Raw genomic sequence first — 15,213 nt, forward strand, 5'->3', positions numbered from 1 at the left:
CCGAGCTGAGCGGCCAGCCGGCGACGACGCCTGCGCCCGGCAAGCGCGATAGCCTGCAGCTCGAACTGTTCGCCCAGGAGTACTTCGCCGCCCTCGAACCGAGCAGGGCGCCCGCGCCGTCGCCGCCGCAGGCGCTGTTCAAGGCGCCGCCGCCGCCCCGGGTGGCGCTGCCCACCCCGCCGGTGCTACCGGGTGCAGCGCCCTTGCGCCGCATCGTGCTGGGCAACCACGCCATCGACTACGTGCTGCGCCGCTCGGCACGCCGCTCGATCGGCTTCATGATCGATGACGATGGTCTGCGCGTGACCGCGCCCAAACGCCTGAACCTGAGCGAGATCGACAATGCGATCCGCGCCAAGCAGCGCTGGATCGTCAGCAAGCTCGAAGAACGGGGCGAACGGCGCCTGCTGCGCCAGAAAAAACCGCCCCTGCAATGGGTCGACGGCGCCCGGCTGCCCTACCTCGGTGGCAGCGTCACGCTGCGCCTGCAGGCGGCCACGCGCAGCCACTGCCGCCACGACCCGCTCAGCGGCGAGTTGCACGTCGGCGTCGTCGATGGCTTGCAGGAGTGGCAGTTGCGCGAGCGCGTGCGGCTGTGGTTGCAGGCCGAGGCACGCGCGCTGTTTGCTGCCCGCATGGCGCTGTACGCACCGCGGCTGGGGGTCAGCTACCGTTCACTGAGCCTGTCGTCAGCGGGCACCCGCTGGGGTTCGTGCACGGTGGGCGGCAGCATCCGCCTGAACTGGCGGCTGATTCATTTTCCGCTGTCGCTGATCGATTACGTCGTCGCCCACGAACTGGCCCATCTGCGCGAAATGAATCACAGCGCGCGCTTTTGGGAGACGGTGGCGTCGGTGTATCCCGATTACGAGGGGGCGAAGGCGGCCTTGCGTACGCAGTCGCAAGAGCTGCCACTGATGTTTCCTGATTGATGGAGCGAGGGGCACCGCAGGTGCCTGTCCGGGTGCTCCGCAACGGCGCAATTTGCTTCAAAGCGAACCTTGGGACAGGCGCCGATCCGCCCCGCAAACCGCGCCAATTGCCCCTCAATGCCCGCTTGGCTGCGCCTTGATCCAGGTCGCATAGCCCGCCAGGCTGGCCGACTGCGCTGCATTGAGGCAGCGTGCCGGCAGCGGCAGCGTGCCCCGCTTTAATAGCAGCATGCGCCCGCGCGAATAGCTGCGCATGCCTGTCACATCAGCCCAGACAATCAGGGTGACGCCGCTCGGCCCGGTGCGCACGATGCCATGGCGGTCGATGGTGAACTGATAGGTAATGCGCGAACGCCCCTGCATGATGAAATGAAAGGCGGCCGACCAAGTGCTCTTGCATTGCATATACCAGCTGGCGGGCGCGGCGATGCGCCGGCGGCGGATCAGGTAGCCGGCATGCTGCCACATGAACGCCACGTACTCGCCCAGCCCATAGCACACTGAAAATTCAATCGGCGCCAAGCTGGCAGCGTCTTGCTCCTGCAGAAACGGGGTCTGGTGATCGGGCGTGGCCAGCACGGGCGCAGGAGGGTCGCTGTGCTGCTGCACCATGGTCGCCACCGGCTTACGGCTGCCTACCGGCTTCGGATGGTAAAACCACATGCGCGTCCCCGTTCGCCCTGTTGACCGGGCCTGAAATGCTTATGGTAGCAAATTTAATAAATCAGCCCCTGCAATAATTCAACCGTGCGCGTGGTGGCGCCGCGGTGGGCGGCGGCGAAGCCGAATGCGGCCGCGCCCATGCTGTTGCGCGTCATCGTATCGAGCAGTAGCTGGCGCGCCTGCGCCAGCATGGCGGCGGCATCGACAACCCGCACGGCGGCACCGGCGGCGACCGCCTCGTCGCTGGCGACCGCGAAATTGAAGGTGTGCGCACCGATCAGCACCGGTTTGCCAACAGCGCAAGCCTCGATCAGATTCTGCCCGCCCAGCGGCAGCAGGCTGCCACCGATGAAGGCGCAATCGCAGGCGGCGTAATAGGCCACCATCTCGCCCATGGTGTCGCCCACCAGCACCTCGACAGCGCTGTCGAGATCGGCGCCGTCCTGACCCAGCGTCGAGCGCCGCGCCACCCGCAGGCCGCGCAGGCCCGCCAGGTTGGCCACCTCATCGAAGCGCTGCGGATGACGGGGCACGAGCAGCAGCAGCATGCCGGGCGGACGCTCCGGCATGGCCTTGAAGGCATCGAGAATCAGCGCCTCCTCGCCTTCGCGGGTGCTGGCGCACAGCAGCACCGGCCGCCCTGCGCCACCGCTGTCGCCATCGGCATCGGCATTGATGCGCTGGCGCAAAAAGCGGCCCCTGGCCAGCGCCGCCGCCGGCACGGCGACGTCGAACTTGATGTTGCCAGTGATGACCACACGGGGTGCGCCCAGCGAACTGATGCGGCTGGCATCGCGCTCGGTCTGCGCCGCCACCAGCGACAGTTGCGCCGCTGCCTGCGTCATCAAGCGGCCAAACCGCCCGGCGCGACGCAGCGAGCGCTCCGACAGGCGGGCATTGACCAGCGCCACCGTGATGCCACGCGTCTTGCACACCGCGATCAGGTTGGGCCACACTTCGGTCTCCATCAGGATGCAGATGCGCGGGGTGAAATGGCGCATGAAACGGGTCAGCTTGGACACCGTGTCATACGGCAGATACGACTGCACGAAACGGTCGCCATGGCGGGCGAACAGTTCGTGGCCGGCGGCGCGGCCGGTCGGCGTCATGTGCGTCATCAGGATACGGCTGTTCGGATACAGCGCCATCAGCGCGTCGACCAGCGGCTCGGCGGCGCGCGTCTCGCCCACCGATACCGCGTGGATCCACAGCGTATGCCAGCCGGCGCCACGCGCGCCGTAGTGGCCGCGCCGCTCATTCCAGTGCTTGCGATAGCCAGATTCGCGCAAGCCGCGCCACCACAGGCGCGCCAGTACCAGCGGCATGGCCAGCCGCCACAGCAAGTTGTAGGTGGGGCGATTCATGCGCGCCCCAGCAGTGCCAGGGCAGCGGCGGCCACCTGATCGACCGACGGCGGGTCGCCCTGATCGCCCAGGTTGACGATCAGCGGCGACCAGTTGCCCTCGGTTTTCCAGCGCGGCGAATCGGCATAGATCTCGACGGTGGGGCGCACAAACGCGGCGGCGATATGGGTCAGGCCGGTGTCGACACCGACCGCCAGCGCGGCGTTTCTGGCCAGCCGCACGGCCTCTTCCATCGACAGTTGCGGCAGCACCTGCGCCTGCGGCAGGCCGGCGGCAATCGCCTCGGCCTCGATTTTTTCAGCCGCCGAGCCCCACGCCAGCAGAACCGGCATGGGAGCGAGCTGGCGACCGAGCGCGATCCAGTGCGCGCTTGGCCATTTTTTGGCGGCGCGCGCGGTACCGTGAAAGAACACGACATACGGCGCCGCCGGCATCCAGGCGGGCGGCGGCGCCCCGTCCACTGCCGGCAAGCCAAATTCGGCGGCGCTATCGACGCTGTAACCGAGCGCGCGCGCCGCCACCAGGCGCGCGCGCGCCACCGCGTGGGTGCGCGGGTCGAGGCGGATGCTATCGGTATGAAAGATGCGCGACAGCGCTTCATAGCCGGAGCCTTCGCTGCGATTGCCCAGGCCGATTTTACGACCGCCCGGCGCCAGCCGCGCCGCGCCCATGATGACGCCGGTCTTGAGCAAGCCCTGGGTATCGAACACCAGGTCGTAGCGCTCGGCGCGCAAGCTGCGCCAGAAGGCGCCGATCTCGGCGCGGGTAGCGGCGCTGCCCAGGCTCTTGCGCCAGCGGCGCAGGGCAAACGGCACGATGCGGCGCACGCCCGGGTGCAGCCGCACCAGGCTGACGTAGGCTTCCTCGACCACCCAATCGATGGCGGCATCGGGAAAGTGGCGGCGCAGGTCAGCCACCATCGGCAGGTTGTGCAGCACGTCGCCCAGCGACGACACGCGCACCAGCAGGATCTTCAGGCGCATCGTCAAACAGCGCTCCGTCAGAACGGCAGCGTGGCGTCAGGGCGCGCCGTGCTGATGGCGCGCTTGAATTCGGCCTGGATGCGCGCCAGCGCCGCTGGCGTCTCCGCCTCGAAGCGCATCACCACCACCGGGGTGGTGTTCGACGAGCGCGCCAGGCCGAAGCCGTCGGCGTATTCAACCCGCAAACCGTCGATGGTGATGATGCGTTGATGGCCGGGAAAGGCGTCGCTGCGCAGCTGCTCGATGAGGGCGACGTTTTCACCCTCCGGCAGTTCCAGGTGCAGTTCGGGGGTGCTGTCCGATTGCGGCAGCGCGTTGAGCAGGGCCGATGGATCGGCCACGCGAGTGAGCAGTTCGAGCAGGCGCGCGCCCGCATACAGGCCATCGTCAAAACCGTACCAGCGGTCGGAAAAGAAGATGTGACCGCTCATCTCGCCGCCCAGCGGCGCGCCGGTTTCCTTCAGCTTGGCCTTGACCAGCGAGTGGCCGGTTTTCCACATCAGCGGCACGCCGCCATGACTGGCGATGTAGGGCGCCAGGTGACGCGTGCATTTGACGTCATACAGGATTTGCGCGCCCGGATGGCGCGTGAGCACGTCGGCGGCGAACAGCATCATCTGGCGGTCGGGATAGATGATCTGGCCATCCTTGGTAACCACGCCCAGGCGATCGCCGTCGCCGTCGAAAGCGATGCCGATTTCGGCGTCGGTTTGGCGCAGGCAGGCGATCAGGTCCTGCAGGTTTTCCGGATGGGCCGGGTCCGGGTGGTGGTTGGGAAAGTGGCCGTCGACCTCGCAAAACAGTTCGATCACTTCGCAGCCCATGCCGCGAAACAGGTCGCCGGCAAAGGCGCCGGCGACGCCATTGCCGCAATCGACGGCGATCTTGATGGGACGGGCCAGCTTGACGTCGCCGATGATGCGCGCGAGGTAAGCGGCGCCGATGTCATGGGTGGCGTAACTGCCAGGGCTGGCGGCGCTGCTGCCGTCATGGGCGACGATGCTGTCGTAGAGGGCGGTAATCGTGCTGCCATGGATGGCTTCACCGGCGAGCACCATTTTGAAACCGTTGTAGTCGGGCGGATTGTGACTGCCAGTGACCATGATGCCGGAGCTCGCGCCCAGCACCTTGGTGCCGTAATAGACCATCGGCGTGGCCACCACGCCGAGGTCGATGACGTCGACCCCGGCCGCCTGCAGGCCGGCCGCCAGCGCGCTGGCCAGCTCGGGACCGGACAGGCGGCCATCGCGACCGATCACCACGCTGCGCTCCCCCTTGGCCAGCACCGCCCTGCCGAAGGCCTGGCCGATCTGATGCGCCACCGCGGCGTCGAGGGACCTGCCAATCACGCCGCGGATGTCGTAGGCTTTAAAGATCGATGGGGAAAGCGCAACCATATGTTTTACCTGTCTGATGTGATAGCCGATAGAGCCAATAGTCGGGGTGGTCAAAAAGCGGCGCTCGGCGGCAGGCGCGGCAATGCAACGACGGCGAATGAAACCGGGGGTATTGTAGCGGCTGGCGGGAGTAATGGGAATGATGACGGGCGGCGCATGGACTGGGCGCGCTCGTGTCAGGCTGGCGGAGAAACTACGGCGCCACCGCAGAGATAAAACGATTACAGCAAAAATGGGGACAAACCCGGTACCCAAACCCGGTATGCAAACCCGGTGTGCGAACCCGGTATGCACACCAATACCGCGGACCAGCTGGGGCATGCGGCTATGCGCCGGCGCCGCCTGGTCCGGGGTGGCGCTTATACGCGCAGCTTGTCGATCGATTTACCGCCTTCGACCCATTCCTTGACCCATTTCGGCTGACGGCCACGGCCGGTCCATTGCTGCGAAGCGTTATCGGGATTGCGGAAGCGCACGGCGACGGTACCGGTTTTACCACCACGGCCAGTCGTTGCCAGCAAGTCTTTCAATGGCACGCCAACACTTTGCGCGATTGCCAGAATTTGCTCACGCGCCTTCGCCAGGTCCGATTGCTCGCGCTTCTTCATTTCCTGCTTGATTTGATCCTGCAGATTGCGCATATCGCCAACTGACATATTTGACAGGTCCATTGTCTTTTCCTTGGTAGTGGGTTGAGGCCGATTAAGTGAAAACTCACCAATTGTCGCAATATACTACAACTGCAATGAAATGCTAGTCCCTTTTACGCCATATCAGCCAGCGCGGCGACCGGAATCGGACAATGCGCGCATACAGCCAAGTATAAATCAGCATAAACAACAAAGCACAGCTAATCAAGAGACCCGTGTGGCGCCAAAACAGCGATGCGGGAATCACCGCCATCAGCGATAGTGCCCACAGATAAGGTGAAGTCAGCGCATTACGGCGCATCAGCGCGCGTCCTTCCTTGCGCCCCACCGCCCATTGCACCACCCGCCGAAAAATCAAACTGTGCAAATGAATTCCATCTGGCATTGCCGGCGATTGCCCCCGCAAGAACATTCTGCGATAGGCGGAAAATACCGTTTCAAACGCCGGATAAATCAGCAGCAACACCGGGTACCAGGTCGACACCTGTGGATTGCGGATGACCAGCAATAATGCCAATTCAGCCAGCATGAACCCAATAAAATAGGCACCGCCATCGCCCAGGAAAATCAGGCCGACTGGATAATTCCAGATCAGAAAACCGGCAGTCGCACCGGCCATGATCAGTGCTGCCACCACGATAAATACATCATTGACCTGCACCGCCACATAAGCGAGCGACACCATCATGCAAATGCTGACAACGCTGGCCAGGCCATTGAAACCATCGATGATATTGACAGCGTTGGCAATGCCGGCCACTGCCAGCACCGTCAGCGGTAGCATCAGCCAGGCGTAATGGAGCGACAGCACGCCGAACGGCATGTCGATGCGGTTCAGGCGCGCGCCAATGAGCCACCATGCCAGCGCCGCCGCCGTCATGGTCAGCAGCAGGCGCCGCGACGGACTGACAGCGCCGGTGTAATCCTCGACGATGCCGCCGGCAAACGCCACCGATGCACACAGCAACAAGGACAACATGGTGGTTGTCATTTCCGGCACCCGCCAAATAGAAATGCCCGCACTAATCAATACGGCCATAAAGATCGGCAAGCCGCCAATCCGCGCCACCGCATGCACATGGACTTTCTGAACACCGTGAAAATCGGCGTCCAGCGCCGGCCCGTGCAGGCGCGATTGTTTAATCACCAGCAGGGTCAGTAGTGCAGATGAAAAGAAGCTGATGAGAAAGGAAAACATTTGATTACTCTGGTAATTCTCGTTAATCGCCAGTGCGCCGATCGGTGCGGCGGCGGCGACAGCAGCTCAAAGAAATGGTTTGAAGGGTAAAGCCTTGGCGGCAGTGCAATGCATGGCCGCCAGTGCGCCTGTATTGACGGCGCCGGCCAAACCAGCGTCACCCGGCGCTGGCTTGATAAGCGGCCTGCAATGATCGGCCCACAGTTGCTCGAAGGGAATTCGGCGATTGCGTGGCCGTGTCAACGAAATACTTCCGCTGCTGCCAGCGCAGTACCCTGATTATCCCTGGCTGACACCATTGCGGCACCGCGCAATGGCCACTCGATCGCCAGCGCCGGATCATTCCATAAAATGGTACGTTCGCTTTGCGGTGTCCAGTAATCGCTCGACTTCACCAGGGACTCGGCAAATTCGCTCGTCACCAGCGAGCCATAAGCGAAACCGGCTGGCACCCATAACTGCCGGCAATTCTCGGCCGACAGCGTCATCGACACCCAGCGCCCGAAGAATGGCGATTGCGCGCGCAGGTCCAGCACCACTGCAAACACCGACCCCACGATCGTCCGCACCAGTTTAGCCTGTGGTAAGCCGACCTGATAATGCAGGCCCCTGAGCACATCGCGCGCCGAGCGCACATGGTCGTCCTGCACGAACACCACCTGCTGACCGGTGGCTTCGGCAAACTGGCGCGCATTGAAGCTTTCGTAGAAAAAACCGCGCGCATCGCCATAGACTTTTGGCTCGACGATCAGCACTTCCGGAATCGCCGTTGGCGTCACTTTCATTCGATATCCTTGTACGTGCATTAAAAAAGTGCCAACCACAGCGCAATTCTATGTGAAACTCGGTCCCCCACCCCAACAAAAATGTAATGAAAACTTACGCAATCGGCGACCTTCAGGGTTGCATGCATGAAGCGAACCTGCTGCTCGACAAAATTGCGCAACAGGCCGATGGCGCCTATGCCGTCATCTTCGTTGGCGACCTGGTCAACCGCGGCCCGGATTCGCTGGGCGCGCTGCGCCGTGTCCGCGCGCTATGCGAAGCGCCAGGCAGCAACGTCGAGGCGCTGCTGGGCAACCATGATCTGCACCTGCTGGCGGTTGCCGCCGGCGTCCAGCCAGCCTCGCGCGGCGACACCTTCGACGCCATCCTCGCCGCCCCCGACCGCGCCGAGCTGATGGACTGGCTGCGCGCGCGCCCGCTGGCGCTGCGGCGCGGCGCCCACCTGCTGCTGCACGCCGGCGTGCTGCCAGAGTGGAGCGCCGAGCAAACCGTGGCGCTCGCTGGCGAAGTGGCAGCAGCGCTGCAGGGACCGCACTGGCGCACGCTGCTGGCAACCATGTACGGCAACACGCCGGACCGCTGGGATGACCAGCTGCGCGGCGACGAGCGCTTGTGCTGCATCGTCAACGCCCTCACCCGCATGCGCTTTTGTACGGCCGATGGCCGCATGGCGTTCGGCCACAAGGAAAGCGCACAGGCGCCGGCAGCATCGGGGCTGCTGCCCTGGTTCGAGCTGGCGCAGCGGCGCAGCGGCGACGTCACCGTGGTGTTCGGCCACTGGTCGGCGCTGGGCCTGCTGCTGCGCGATGACGTCATCGGCCTCGACAGCGGCTGCGTGTGGGGCGGCAAACTCAGTGCCGTCTGCCTGGAAGAGCGCAGCCTGCTGCAAGTGGACTGCCCTGAATACCGCCACAGCAAAGCGAAAAAGGCGCGCTAGCGCTGCAGCTTGCCTTCAGGCGGCGCGGGCGCTACCGGCACTGCCGATGACCTGCGCAATCACGCCATCGATGGCGACGCGGGTGGCCGCGCTCAGGTCGCGCCGGTGGGCATCGCGTCCCGCGATCGGCGCCAGCCAGTGCAGGCGCGCCTGCACCGGTGGCCCGCCAAGAATGGTCAAAAGGCTGGCGCCGAAGGTCACCGCACCGGTGAAATCGACGCCCGCATGCGGCGCGCCGCTCGCATCGAGGTAGACCAGCGCCAGCGGCTGCACTGGCACGCCGGCGTCGATCGCCGCTTCGAACAGGTTGGCGTGAAAGGCCAGCAAGCGGCCCTGGGCGGCGGTGGTCCCTTCAGGGAAGAACGCCACCCGCCCGCCCTGCGCGAGCTGGTCGACGATGCCCTTGAAGGTGTGGCGCAGCGCGCGCCGGCTGCCGCGTGCGATGAACACGGTACCGGCCTGCGCCGTCAGCCAGCCCAGTAAGGGCCAGGCGCGGATTTCCGCCTTGGCGACAAAGTGCGACGGCGCCACCGCATTGATGACGAAGATATCGAGCCAGGAGACGTGATTGGCCGCCAGCAGCGCGTGCTCCAGCGGCGCACCATGCGGCGCCAGTGCAACGCGGCAGATCGCCAGCAGGCGGCGCGACCACCGCGCCACCAGGCGCTCGCGCCGCGCGCCAGAAACAAACGGGAATAGCAGCGCGCAGGTGAGCAGCCCTTCGCCAACATGGACCAGCACGCGCAACAGGCGAAGCGCCACAGCGAACGTCACATCAGGCAGCCGGCAACAACACGGACCGTCGACAGCAACATCAAGCCGTGCGCTCCCACGCCAACTGGCCGGCGACGATGGTGGCCATCACCCGCCCGGCCAGCTCGTAGCCGAGGAACGGCGTGTGCTTGCCCTGGCTGGCCAGCGCGGCGGGCGCCACTGTCCAGCGCGCGGCCGCATCGAACAGCACCACGTCGGCCACCGCGCCCACCGCCAACTGGCCAGCAGCCAGACCGGCCACCCGCGCCGGGTCGCAGGTGACCTTGGCCAGCGCCGCCGCCAGCGAGGCGCCCGCATGGTCGTCGGCCCATTTCAGGGCCAGCGACAGCAGCAGCTCCAGGCCGGTGGCGCCCGGTGAGGCTTCGCCGAACGGCAGCAGCTTTTCATCGTCGTCGACCGGCGTGTGATCGGAGCAGATGGCATCGATCAGGCCATCGGCCAGACCGGCGCGGATGGCGTCGCGGTCGCGCTGGCTGCGAAACGGTGGCGTCACGCGGGCATTCGAATCGAAAAAGCCGATGTCGGCGTCGGTCATGTGGATGTGGTGGACGCCGACGTCGCAGGTGACGGGCAAGCCCTCGCGCTTGGCCGCGCGCACCAGTTCGAGCCCGGCGGCGGACGACATGCGGCACAGGTGCACGCGGGCGCCGGTGGCGCGCACCAGTTCGAAGATGGTGTGCAGGGCGATGGTTTCGCTCATCACCGGCACCCCCGACAGGCCCAGGCGCGAGGCCAGCGCGCCGCTATGGGCGATGCCGCCGCGGCCGATGTGGGCATCCTGCGGGCGCAGCCAGACGGTGTAATCGAAGGTGCGCGCGTACTGCAGCGCGCGCAGCAGCACATTGGTGTCTTCGATGGGCTCCTCGGCCTGGGCGAAGCCGATGCAGCCGGCTTCGGTCAATTCCGCCATTTCGGTGAGCGCCTTGCCCTTCAAGCCCATGGTGAGGGCGCCGAGCGGATGGACGTGGGCCTGGTGCAGGCCGCGCGCGCGGTGCTTGAGCATCTCCACCAGGCCCGGTTCGTCGAGCACGGGGTCGGTGTCGGGCGGGCACACCAGGCTGGTCACCCCGCCCTGCATGGCCGCCTGCATTTCCGATTCGAGGGTGGCCTTGTATTCGTAACCCGGCTCGCGCAGGCGCGCCGACAGGTCGACCAGGCCGGGGGCCACGACCAGCCCGGCGGCGTCGATCACGCGGGTGGCGACAAAGCCGGCCGGGGCGGCGCCGATGGCGACCACGCGGCCGTTGTCGATGTACAGGTCGCGGCCGGCGTCGATGCCGTTGGCGGGGTCGATCAGGCGACCGTTCTTGATATGCAGTTTCATCAGTTTGTCTTGTCAGGTGTGCGCTGTGGGCTGAGCGATGCGTTTAGCCATGGGTGCCGGCGACGATGCTCATCACCGCCATGCGCACGGCGATACCGAAGGTCACTTGCGGCAGAATCACGGCCTGGGCGCCGTCGGCCACCGCCGAGTCGATCTCGACGCCGCGGTTCATCGGTCCCGGGTGCATGACGATGGCGTCCGGCTTGGCCAGTGCCAGCCGCTCGGGGGTCAGGCCGTAGCTTTTAAAATATTCCTGCGCCGACGGCAGCAGCGCGCCGCTCATGCGCTCGCTCTGCAGGCGCAGCATGATGATGACGTCGACGCCCTTGAGGCCTTCATCCATATTGGTAAATACCCGCACGCCCATCTGTTCGAGGCCGCCCGGCAGCAGCGTGTGCGGGCCGATCGCGCGCACTTCCGGTACCCCCAGCGTGGTCAAGGCGTGAATATCGGAACGCGCCACCCGGCTGTGCAGGATGTCGCCGACGATCGCCACGGTCAGATTGGTGAAGTCTTTTTTGTAGTGGCGGATGGTGTACATGTCCAGCAAACCCTGGGTCGGGTGGGCATGGCGGCCGTCACCCGCATTGACCACGTGGACATGGCTTTGCTTGGTGTCGATCAGGTGCTTGGCGATCAGGTAAGGCGCGCCCGATTGCGCGTGGCGCACCACGAACATGTCGGCGTGCATGGCCGCCAGGTTGTCGATGGTGTCGAGCAGCGACTCGCCCTTGCTGGCCGACGACGCCGAAATATTCAGGTTGATGACGTCGGCCGACAAACGCTTCGAGGCGATCTCGAAGGTGGTGCGGGTGCGCGTGGAGTTTTCAAAAAACAGGTTGAACACGCTTTTGCCGCGCATCAGCGGCACTTTTTTCACTTCGCGGTCGGACAGGCCGACGAACGACGACGCCGTGTCGAGGATGTGATTGACGATGGATTTGGGCAGGCCTTCAATACTCAGCAGGTGCTGCAGCTCGCCGTGTTTGTTCAGTTGCGGATTAAGCATGGTCGTCTTCGATGGTCAGCGAAAGGAGGCCGTCGTCGCCGCGCTGCAGCGACAGCGACTGGGCAGGCAGAAGGGCGACATGGGCGGCGACGAAATCGGCCGCCACCGGCAACTCGCGGCCGGCGCGGTCGGCCAGCGCCGCCAGCATGATGCGCGCCGGCCGGCCGTAGTCGAACAGCACGTTGATGGCGGCGCGCGTGGTGCGGCCCGTGTAGAGCACATCGTCGACCAGCACGATGGCGGCGCCGTCGACGTTAAAGCCGATATGGGTGGGCTTGACGTCCGGATGCAGACCTTTTCTGGCATAGTCGTCGCGGTAGAACGAGACGTCAATCGAGCCCAGGCGGGCAGTCAGGCCAAGGTCGGCGGCCAGGCGCTGCGCCAGCCAGGCGCCGCCCGAGTGAATGCCGACGATGGCGACGTCGTCGACGCCGTGCAGGCCGGCACGCACCTGCGCGAGCAGGTCGCGGTACAGGGCCTCGGCGTCAAATTGCGGATGGGTTGTGGGCATGGTCGTCAAAGTATTGTTGCAAAATGATGGCGGCGGCCTTGTCGTCGATGACCTCGCCCCGTTTGGCCTGGATCACGGCCGACGAGTAGCGCTCGTCGACCAGTTCCACAGGCAGATTGTAGCGCCCATGGAGCTGGTTGGCGAAGCGGCGGCAGCGCAGCGTCATCTCGTGTTCGGCGCCGTCGGGGTGGCGCGGCTCGCCAACGATCAGGCGGGCCGGCCGCCATTGCTCGATGAGCGCGCCAATGCGGGCGAAGCGGGCGGCGTTGTCGATCGCCGCGATCACTTCGAGGGGATGCGCTTGCGCGGTCAGGGTGTTGCCGATGGCGATGCCGATGCGTTTGATGCCGAAATCAAAACCGAAGACCGTATCGACCATCAGGCGTGGCCAGCCTCGAGGGCCAGCATGGCCGGATCGATGCCCAGCAGCTTGATGGCGGCATGGTAGCGCTGCTCCACCGGCAGGTCGAACAGCACGTGGGCATCGGCGCCCACCGTCAACCAGCCGTTGCGGCCGATCTCGTCTTCGAGCTGGCCCGGGCTCCAGCCGGCGTAGCCGATCGATACCAGCATGCGCTGCGGGCCGTCGCCGGCAGCGACCGCTTCGAGCACATCGATGGAGGTGGTAAACGCCACTTCATCGGTCACCGTCAGCGACGACGAATAGCGCTCGCCGGGCGTGTGCAGCACGAAACCGCGGTCGTCCTGGACCGGGCCGCCAAACATGATGGGCTCGTTGACCACGCCCGGGGCGAGGCGGTCCGACAGTTTGAGATCGATGCGGTCGAACAGCACTTCCATCGTCATGTCGGTGGGCTTGTTGATGACCACACCGAGCACGCCGTTGTCATTGTGCTCGCAGATATAGACAACGGTACCGCCAAATACCGGGTCTTGCATCGCCGGCATGGCAATGAGGAAGTGGTTGGCCAGGTTGAAGGTGGCCAGGACCGCTGCCGCACCGGCATCGTGCGGGCCCTTGCTGTCCTGCGGCACGCCAGGCATGGTCAGCATTTTGTCGATTTTGCTCTTCATACGCGTCACGCTTTCTTGTCACACACTTGTAGTCTGAAGCCAGTGTTCAAAAATACAATGCTGGACTTTTCAATAGTTTACACTGAATTGGGAGCCTGCCACGCCGTGCCGCCAAAGCGCGCAACGGGTTTTCATCCTAGCCAGTAAAATCCCCCATCCTGTTGACCTTGCACACGAGAAATGACATTCGAAAAATCCCTGGTATGGTTCCGCCGCGACCTGCGCGCGTTCGATCATGCGGCACTGCATCATGCGCTCACCGCGTCCAAGACAGTCTATTGCGCTTTCGTGTATGACGACGCCATCTTGTCGAAACTGCCACGGCGCGACCGCCGTGTTGCCTTCATTCACGCCAGTATCGCCGAGCTCGACGCCGAGTTGCGCGCGCTCGGCGGCCACCTGATCGTGCGCCATGCCGATGCCGAAACCGGCATGGTGCGCCTGGCCGCCGAGCTCGGCGTGCAGGCGGTGTACGCCAGCGAAGATTATGAGCCGCAGGCAATTGCGCGTGACGTCGCCGTCGCCGACGCCCTCGAACTGGCGGGCCGCCAGCTGCTGGTGGTCAAGGACCAGCTAATCTTTGCGAAGGATGACATCAAGACCCTGGCGGGCGGCCGTTTTTCCGTCTTCACGCCGTATAAAAACGCCTGGCTCAAGCAGATGCACGCAGCGCCTGGCTGCCTGGCAGCAAAGGCGGTCGAGCCGCATGCAGCGCGGCTGGCCGCGCCGGTGGGCGCTGCCACACGACCATCGTTGCCCTCGCTGGCCGAGCTTGGTTTCGACGCGGTCGACCTGGGCGCCGTCGGCATCAGCGCCGGCATGAGCGGCGGCGCTGCCACCTTCGAGGCATTCATTGCCCGCATGGCAGCCTACGACACGGCGCGCGATTTTCCCGCCATCGATGGGACGTCGACGCTGTCGATCCACCTGCGCTTTGGCACGGTATCGATTCGCCACCTGGTGCGCACGGTCAACCAGCTGATTGCCAGCGGCGGCGGCGGCGGCGGCGCGCCGATCTGGCTGTCGGAGCTGATCTGGCGCGAGTTTTATGCACAGATCCTGTATCACCATCCGCACGTCGCCGGCCAGGCCTTCAAGCGCGCCTACGACGCCGTGGAATGGGAACAGGGAACGGCAGCCGAAGCGGCGTTCGCGGCCTGGTGCGAAGGGCGCACCGGCTATCCGCTGGTCGACGCTGCCATGGCGCAGATCAACCAGACCGGTTTCATGCACAACCGTCTGCGCATGGTGACGGCCTCGTTCCTGGTCAAGGACCTGGGCATCGACTGGCGTTGGGGCGAACAGTATTTTGCCCTGCACCTGAACGACTTCGAGCTGGCGTCAAACAATGGCGGCTGGCAGTGGGCGGCGTCGTCGGGCTGCGACGCCCAGCCGTATTTCCGCATTTTCAATCCCGTCACGCAGTCGCAAAAATTCGACAAACAGGGGCACTTCATCCGCCACTGGCTGCCACAACTGCGCCAGCTCGATGACAAGGCGATTCATGCACCGTGGGAGTCGGCAGCGGCGTCACGGCTGGCGTATCCGGCGCCGATCGTTGATCATGGCGAGGCGCGTGCGACCACGCTGGCGCGTTATGCGGTGGTCAAGGCCACTGCGGCGCAGGACTGACAGGGGACTGGCACCGTG

Annotated in this window: 16 protein-coding genes; 3 read left to right on the forward strand and 13 right to left on the reverse strand. The window is 65.0% G+C overall.

Translation table 11 applies throughout. The features are described 5' to 3' along the window. Positions 1-5: 5 nt before the first annotated feature. Entirely contained in the window at positions 6-932 is a 927-nt protein-coding gene (locus ACP7BZ_RS16075) for a M48 family metallopeptidase (RefSeq protein WP_426115283.1), read from the forward strand. Positions 933-1,046: 114 nt separating this feature from the next. On the opposite strand, the gene ACP7BZ_RS16080 is transcribed toward ACP7BZ_RS16075, so the two are convergent. The 7 genes from ACP7BZ_RS16080 to rfbC all read right to left on the reverse strand — a co-directional run bounded on the left by ACP7BZ_RS16080 (position 1,047) and on the right by rfbC (position 7,972). Continuing rightward, a complete protein-coding gene (locus tag ACP7BZ_RS16080; RefSeq protein WP_426114913.1) occupies positions 1,047-1,595 on the reverse strand; it encodes a YcxB family protein in 549 nt (182 codons plus the stop codon). Between the two features lie 53 nt (positions 1,596-1,648). Further along, a complete protein-coding gene (waaA, locus tag ACP7BZ_RS16085; RefSeq protein WP_426114915.1) occupies positions 1,649-2,959 on the reverse strand; it encodes a lipid IV(A) 3-deoxy-D-manno-octulosonic acid transferase in 1,311 nt (436 codons plus the stop codon). Beyond that, positions 2,956-3,942 carry a lipopolysaccharide heptosyltransferase I gene (waaC, locus tag ACP7BZ_RS16090; protein WP_426115285.1) on the reverse strand — a complete coding sequence of 329 codons (987 nt, stop codon included), beginning with the start codon at positions 3,940-3,942 and terminating at the stop codon, positions 2,956-2,958. The genes waaA and waaC overlap by 4 nt, the downstream gene beginning before the upstream one ends. Before the next feature lie 17 nt (positions 3,943-3,959). Further along, positions 3,960-5,339, reverse strand: a complete 1,380-nt coding sequence (locus tag ACP7BZ_RS16095) for a phosphomannomutase/phosphoglucomutase (protein ID WP_426114917.1) — start codon at positions 5,337-5,339, stop codon at positions 3,960-3,962. Positions 5,340-5,698: 359 nt separating this feature from the next. Continuing rightward, positions 5,699-6,010, reverse strand: a complete 312-nt coding sequence (locus ACP7BZ_RS16100; RefSeq protein WP_426114919.1) for an H-NS family nucleoid-associated regulatory protein — start codon at positions 6,008-6,010, stop codon at positions 5,699-5,701. Between the two features lie 82 nt (positions 6,011-6,092). Further along, complete coding sequence (locus ACP7BZ_RS16105) at positions 6,093-7,187, reverse strand: MraY family glycosyltransferase (RefSeq protein ID WP_426114921.1); 1,095 nt, start codon at positions 7,185-7,187, stop codon at positions 6,093-6,095. Positions 7,188-7,426: 239 nt separating this feature from the next. Continuing rightward, a complete protein-coding gene (rfbC, locus tag ACP7BZ_RS16110; protein WP_426115287.1) occupies positions 7,427-7,972 on the reverse strand; it encodes a dTDP-4-dehydrorhamnose 3,5-epimerase in 546 nt (181 codons plus the stop codon). An 86-nt stretch (positions 7,973-8,058) separates the two neighbouring features. On the opposite strand from rfbC, the gene ACP7BZ_RS16115 reads away from it, so the two are divergent. Further along, positions 8,059-8,910 (forward strand): symmetrical bis(5'-nucleosyl)-tetraphosphatase, encoded by an 852-nt coding sequence (locus ACP7BZ_RS16115; protein ID WP_426114923.1) that lies wholly within the window; start codon positions 8,059-8,061, stop codon positions 8,908-8,910. A 15-nt stretch (positions 8,911-8,925) separates the two neighbouring features. On the opposite strand, the gene ACP7BZ_RS16120 is transcribed toward ACP7BZ_RS16115, so the two are convergent. The 6 genes from ACP7BZ_RS16120 to ACP7BZ_RS16145 are packed head-to-tail and all read right to left on the reverse strand — an operon-like array spanning position 8,926 to position 13,533. Next, positions 8,926-9,672 carry a lysophospholipid acyltransferase family protein gene (locus ACP7BZ_RS16120; RefSeq protein WP_426114925.1) on the reverse strand — a complete coding sequence of 249 codons (747 nt, stop codon included), beginning with the start codon at positions 9,670-9,672 and terminating at the stop codon, positions 8,926-8,928. Positions 9,673-9,724: 52 nt separating this feature from the next. Then, positions 9,725-11,008: a dihydroorotase gene (locus tag ACP7BZ_RS16125; protein ID WP_426114927.1), complete on the reverse strand. Its 1,284-nt coding sequence runs from the start codon at positions 11,006-11,008 to the stop codon at positions 9,725-9,727. Positions 11,009-11,051: 43 nt separating this feature from the next. Then, positions 11,052-12,017 carry an aspartate carbamoyltransferase catalytic subunit gene (locus ACP7BZ_RS16130; protein WP_426114929.1) on the reverse strand — a complete coding sequence of 322 codons (966 nt, stop codon included), beginning with the start codon at positions 12,015-12,017 and terminating at the stop codon, positions 11,052-11,054. After that, positions 12,010-12,528, reverse strand: coding sequence for a bifunctional pyr operon transcriptional regulator/uracil phosphoribosyltransferase PyrR (gene pyrR, locus ACP7BZ_RS16135; protein ID WP_426114931.1), 519 nt, complete (start codon positions 12,526-12,528; stop codon positions 12,010-12,012). The genes ACP7BZ_RS16130 and pyrR overlap by 8 nt, the downstream gene beginning before the upstream one ends. Continuing rightward, on the reverse strand, positions 12,503-12,907 hold the full coding sequence (ruvX, locus tag ACP7BZ_RS16140) for a Holliday junction resolvase RuvX (protein WP_426114933.1): 405 nt from the start codon (positions 12,905-12,907) through the stop codon (positions 12,503-12,505). The genes pyrR and ruvX overlap by 26 nt, the downstream gene beginning before the upstream one ends. Further along, positions 12,907-13,533, reverse strand: a complete 627-nt coding sequence (locus tag ACP7BZ_RS16145) for a YqgE/AlgH family protein (protein ID WP_426115289.1) — start codon at positions 13,531-13,533, stop codon at positions 12,907-12,909. The genes ruvX and ACP7BZ_RS16145 overlap by 1 nt, the downstream gene beginning before the upstream one ends. Positions 13,534-13,743: 210 nt before the next feature. Here ACP7BZ_RS16145 and ACP7BZ_RS16150 point away from each other — a divergent pair, with 210 nt between their 5' ends. After that, positions 13,744-15,195: a cryptochrome/photolyase family protein gene (locus tag ACP7BZ_RS16150; RefSeq protein WP_426114935.1), complete on the forward strand. Its 1,452-nt coding sequence runs from the start codon at positions 13,744-13,746 to the stop codon at positions 15,193-15,195. Positions 15,196-15,213: the final 18 nt, after the last annotated feature.

The organism is Massilia sp. PWRC2 (genome assembly GCF_049896725.1).
GTDB lineage: Bacteria > Pseudomonadota > Gammaproteobacteria > Burkholderiales > Burkholderiaceae_D > JAFCUW01.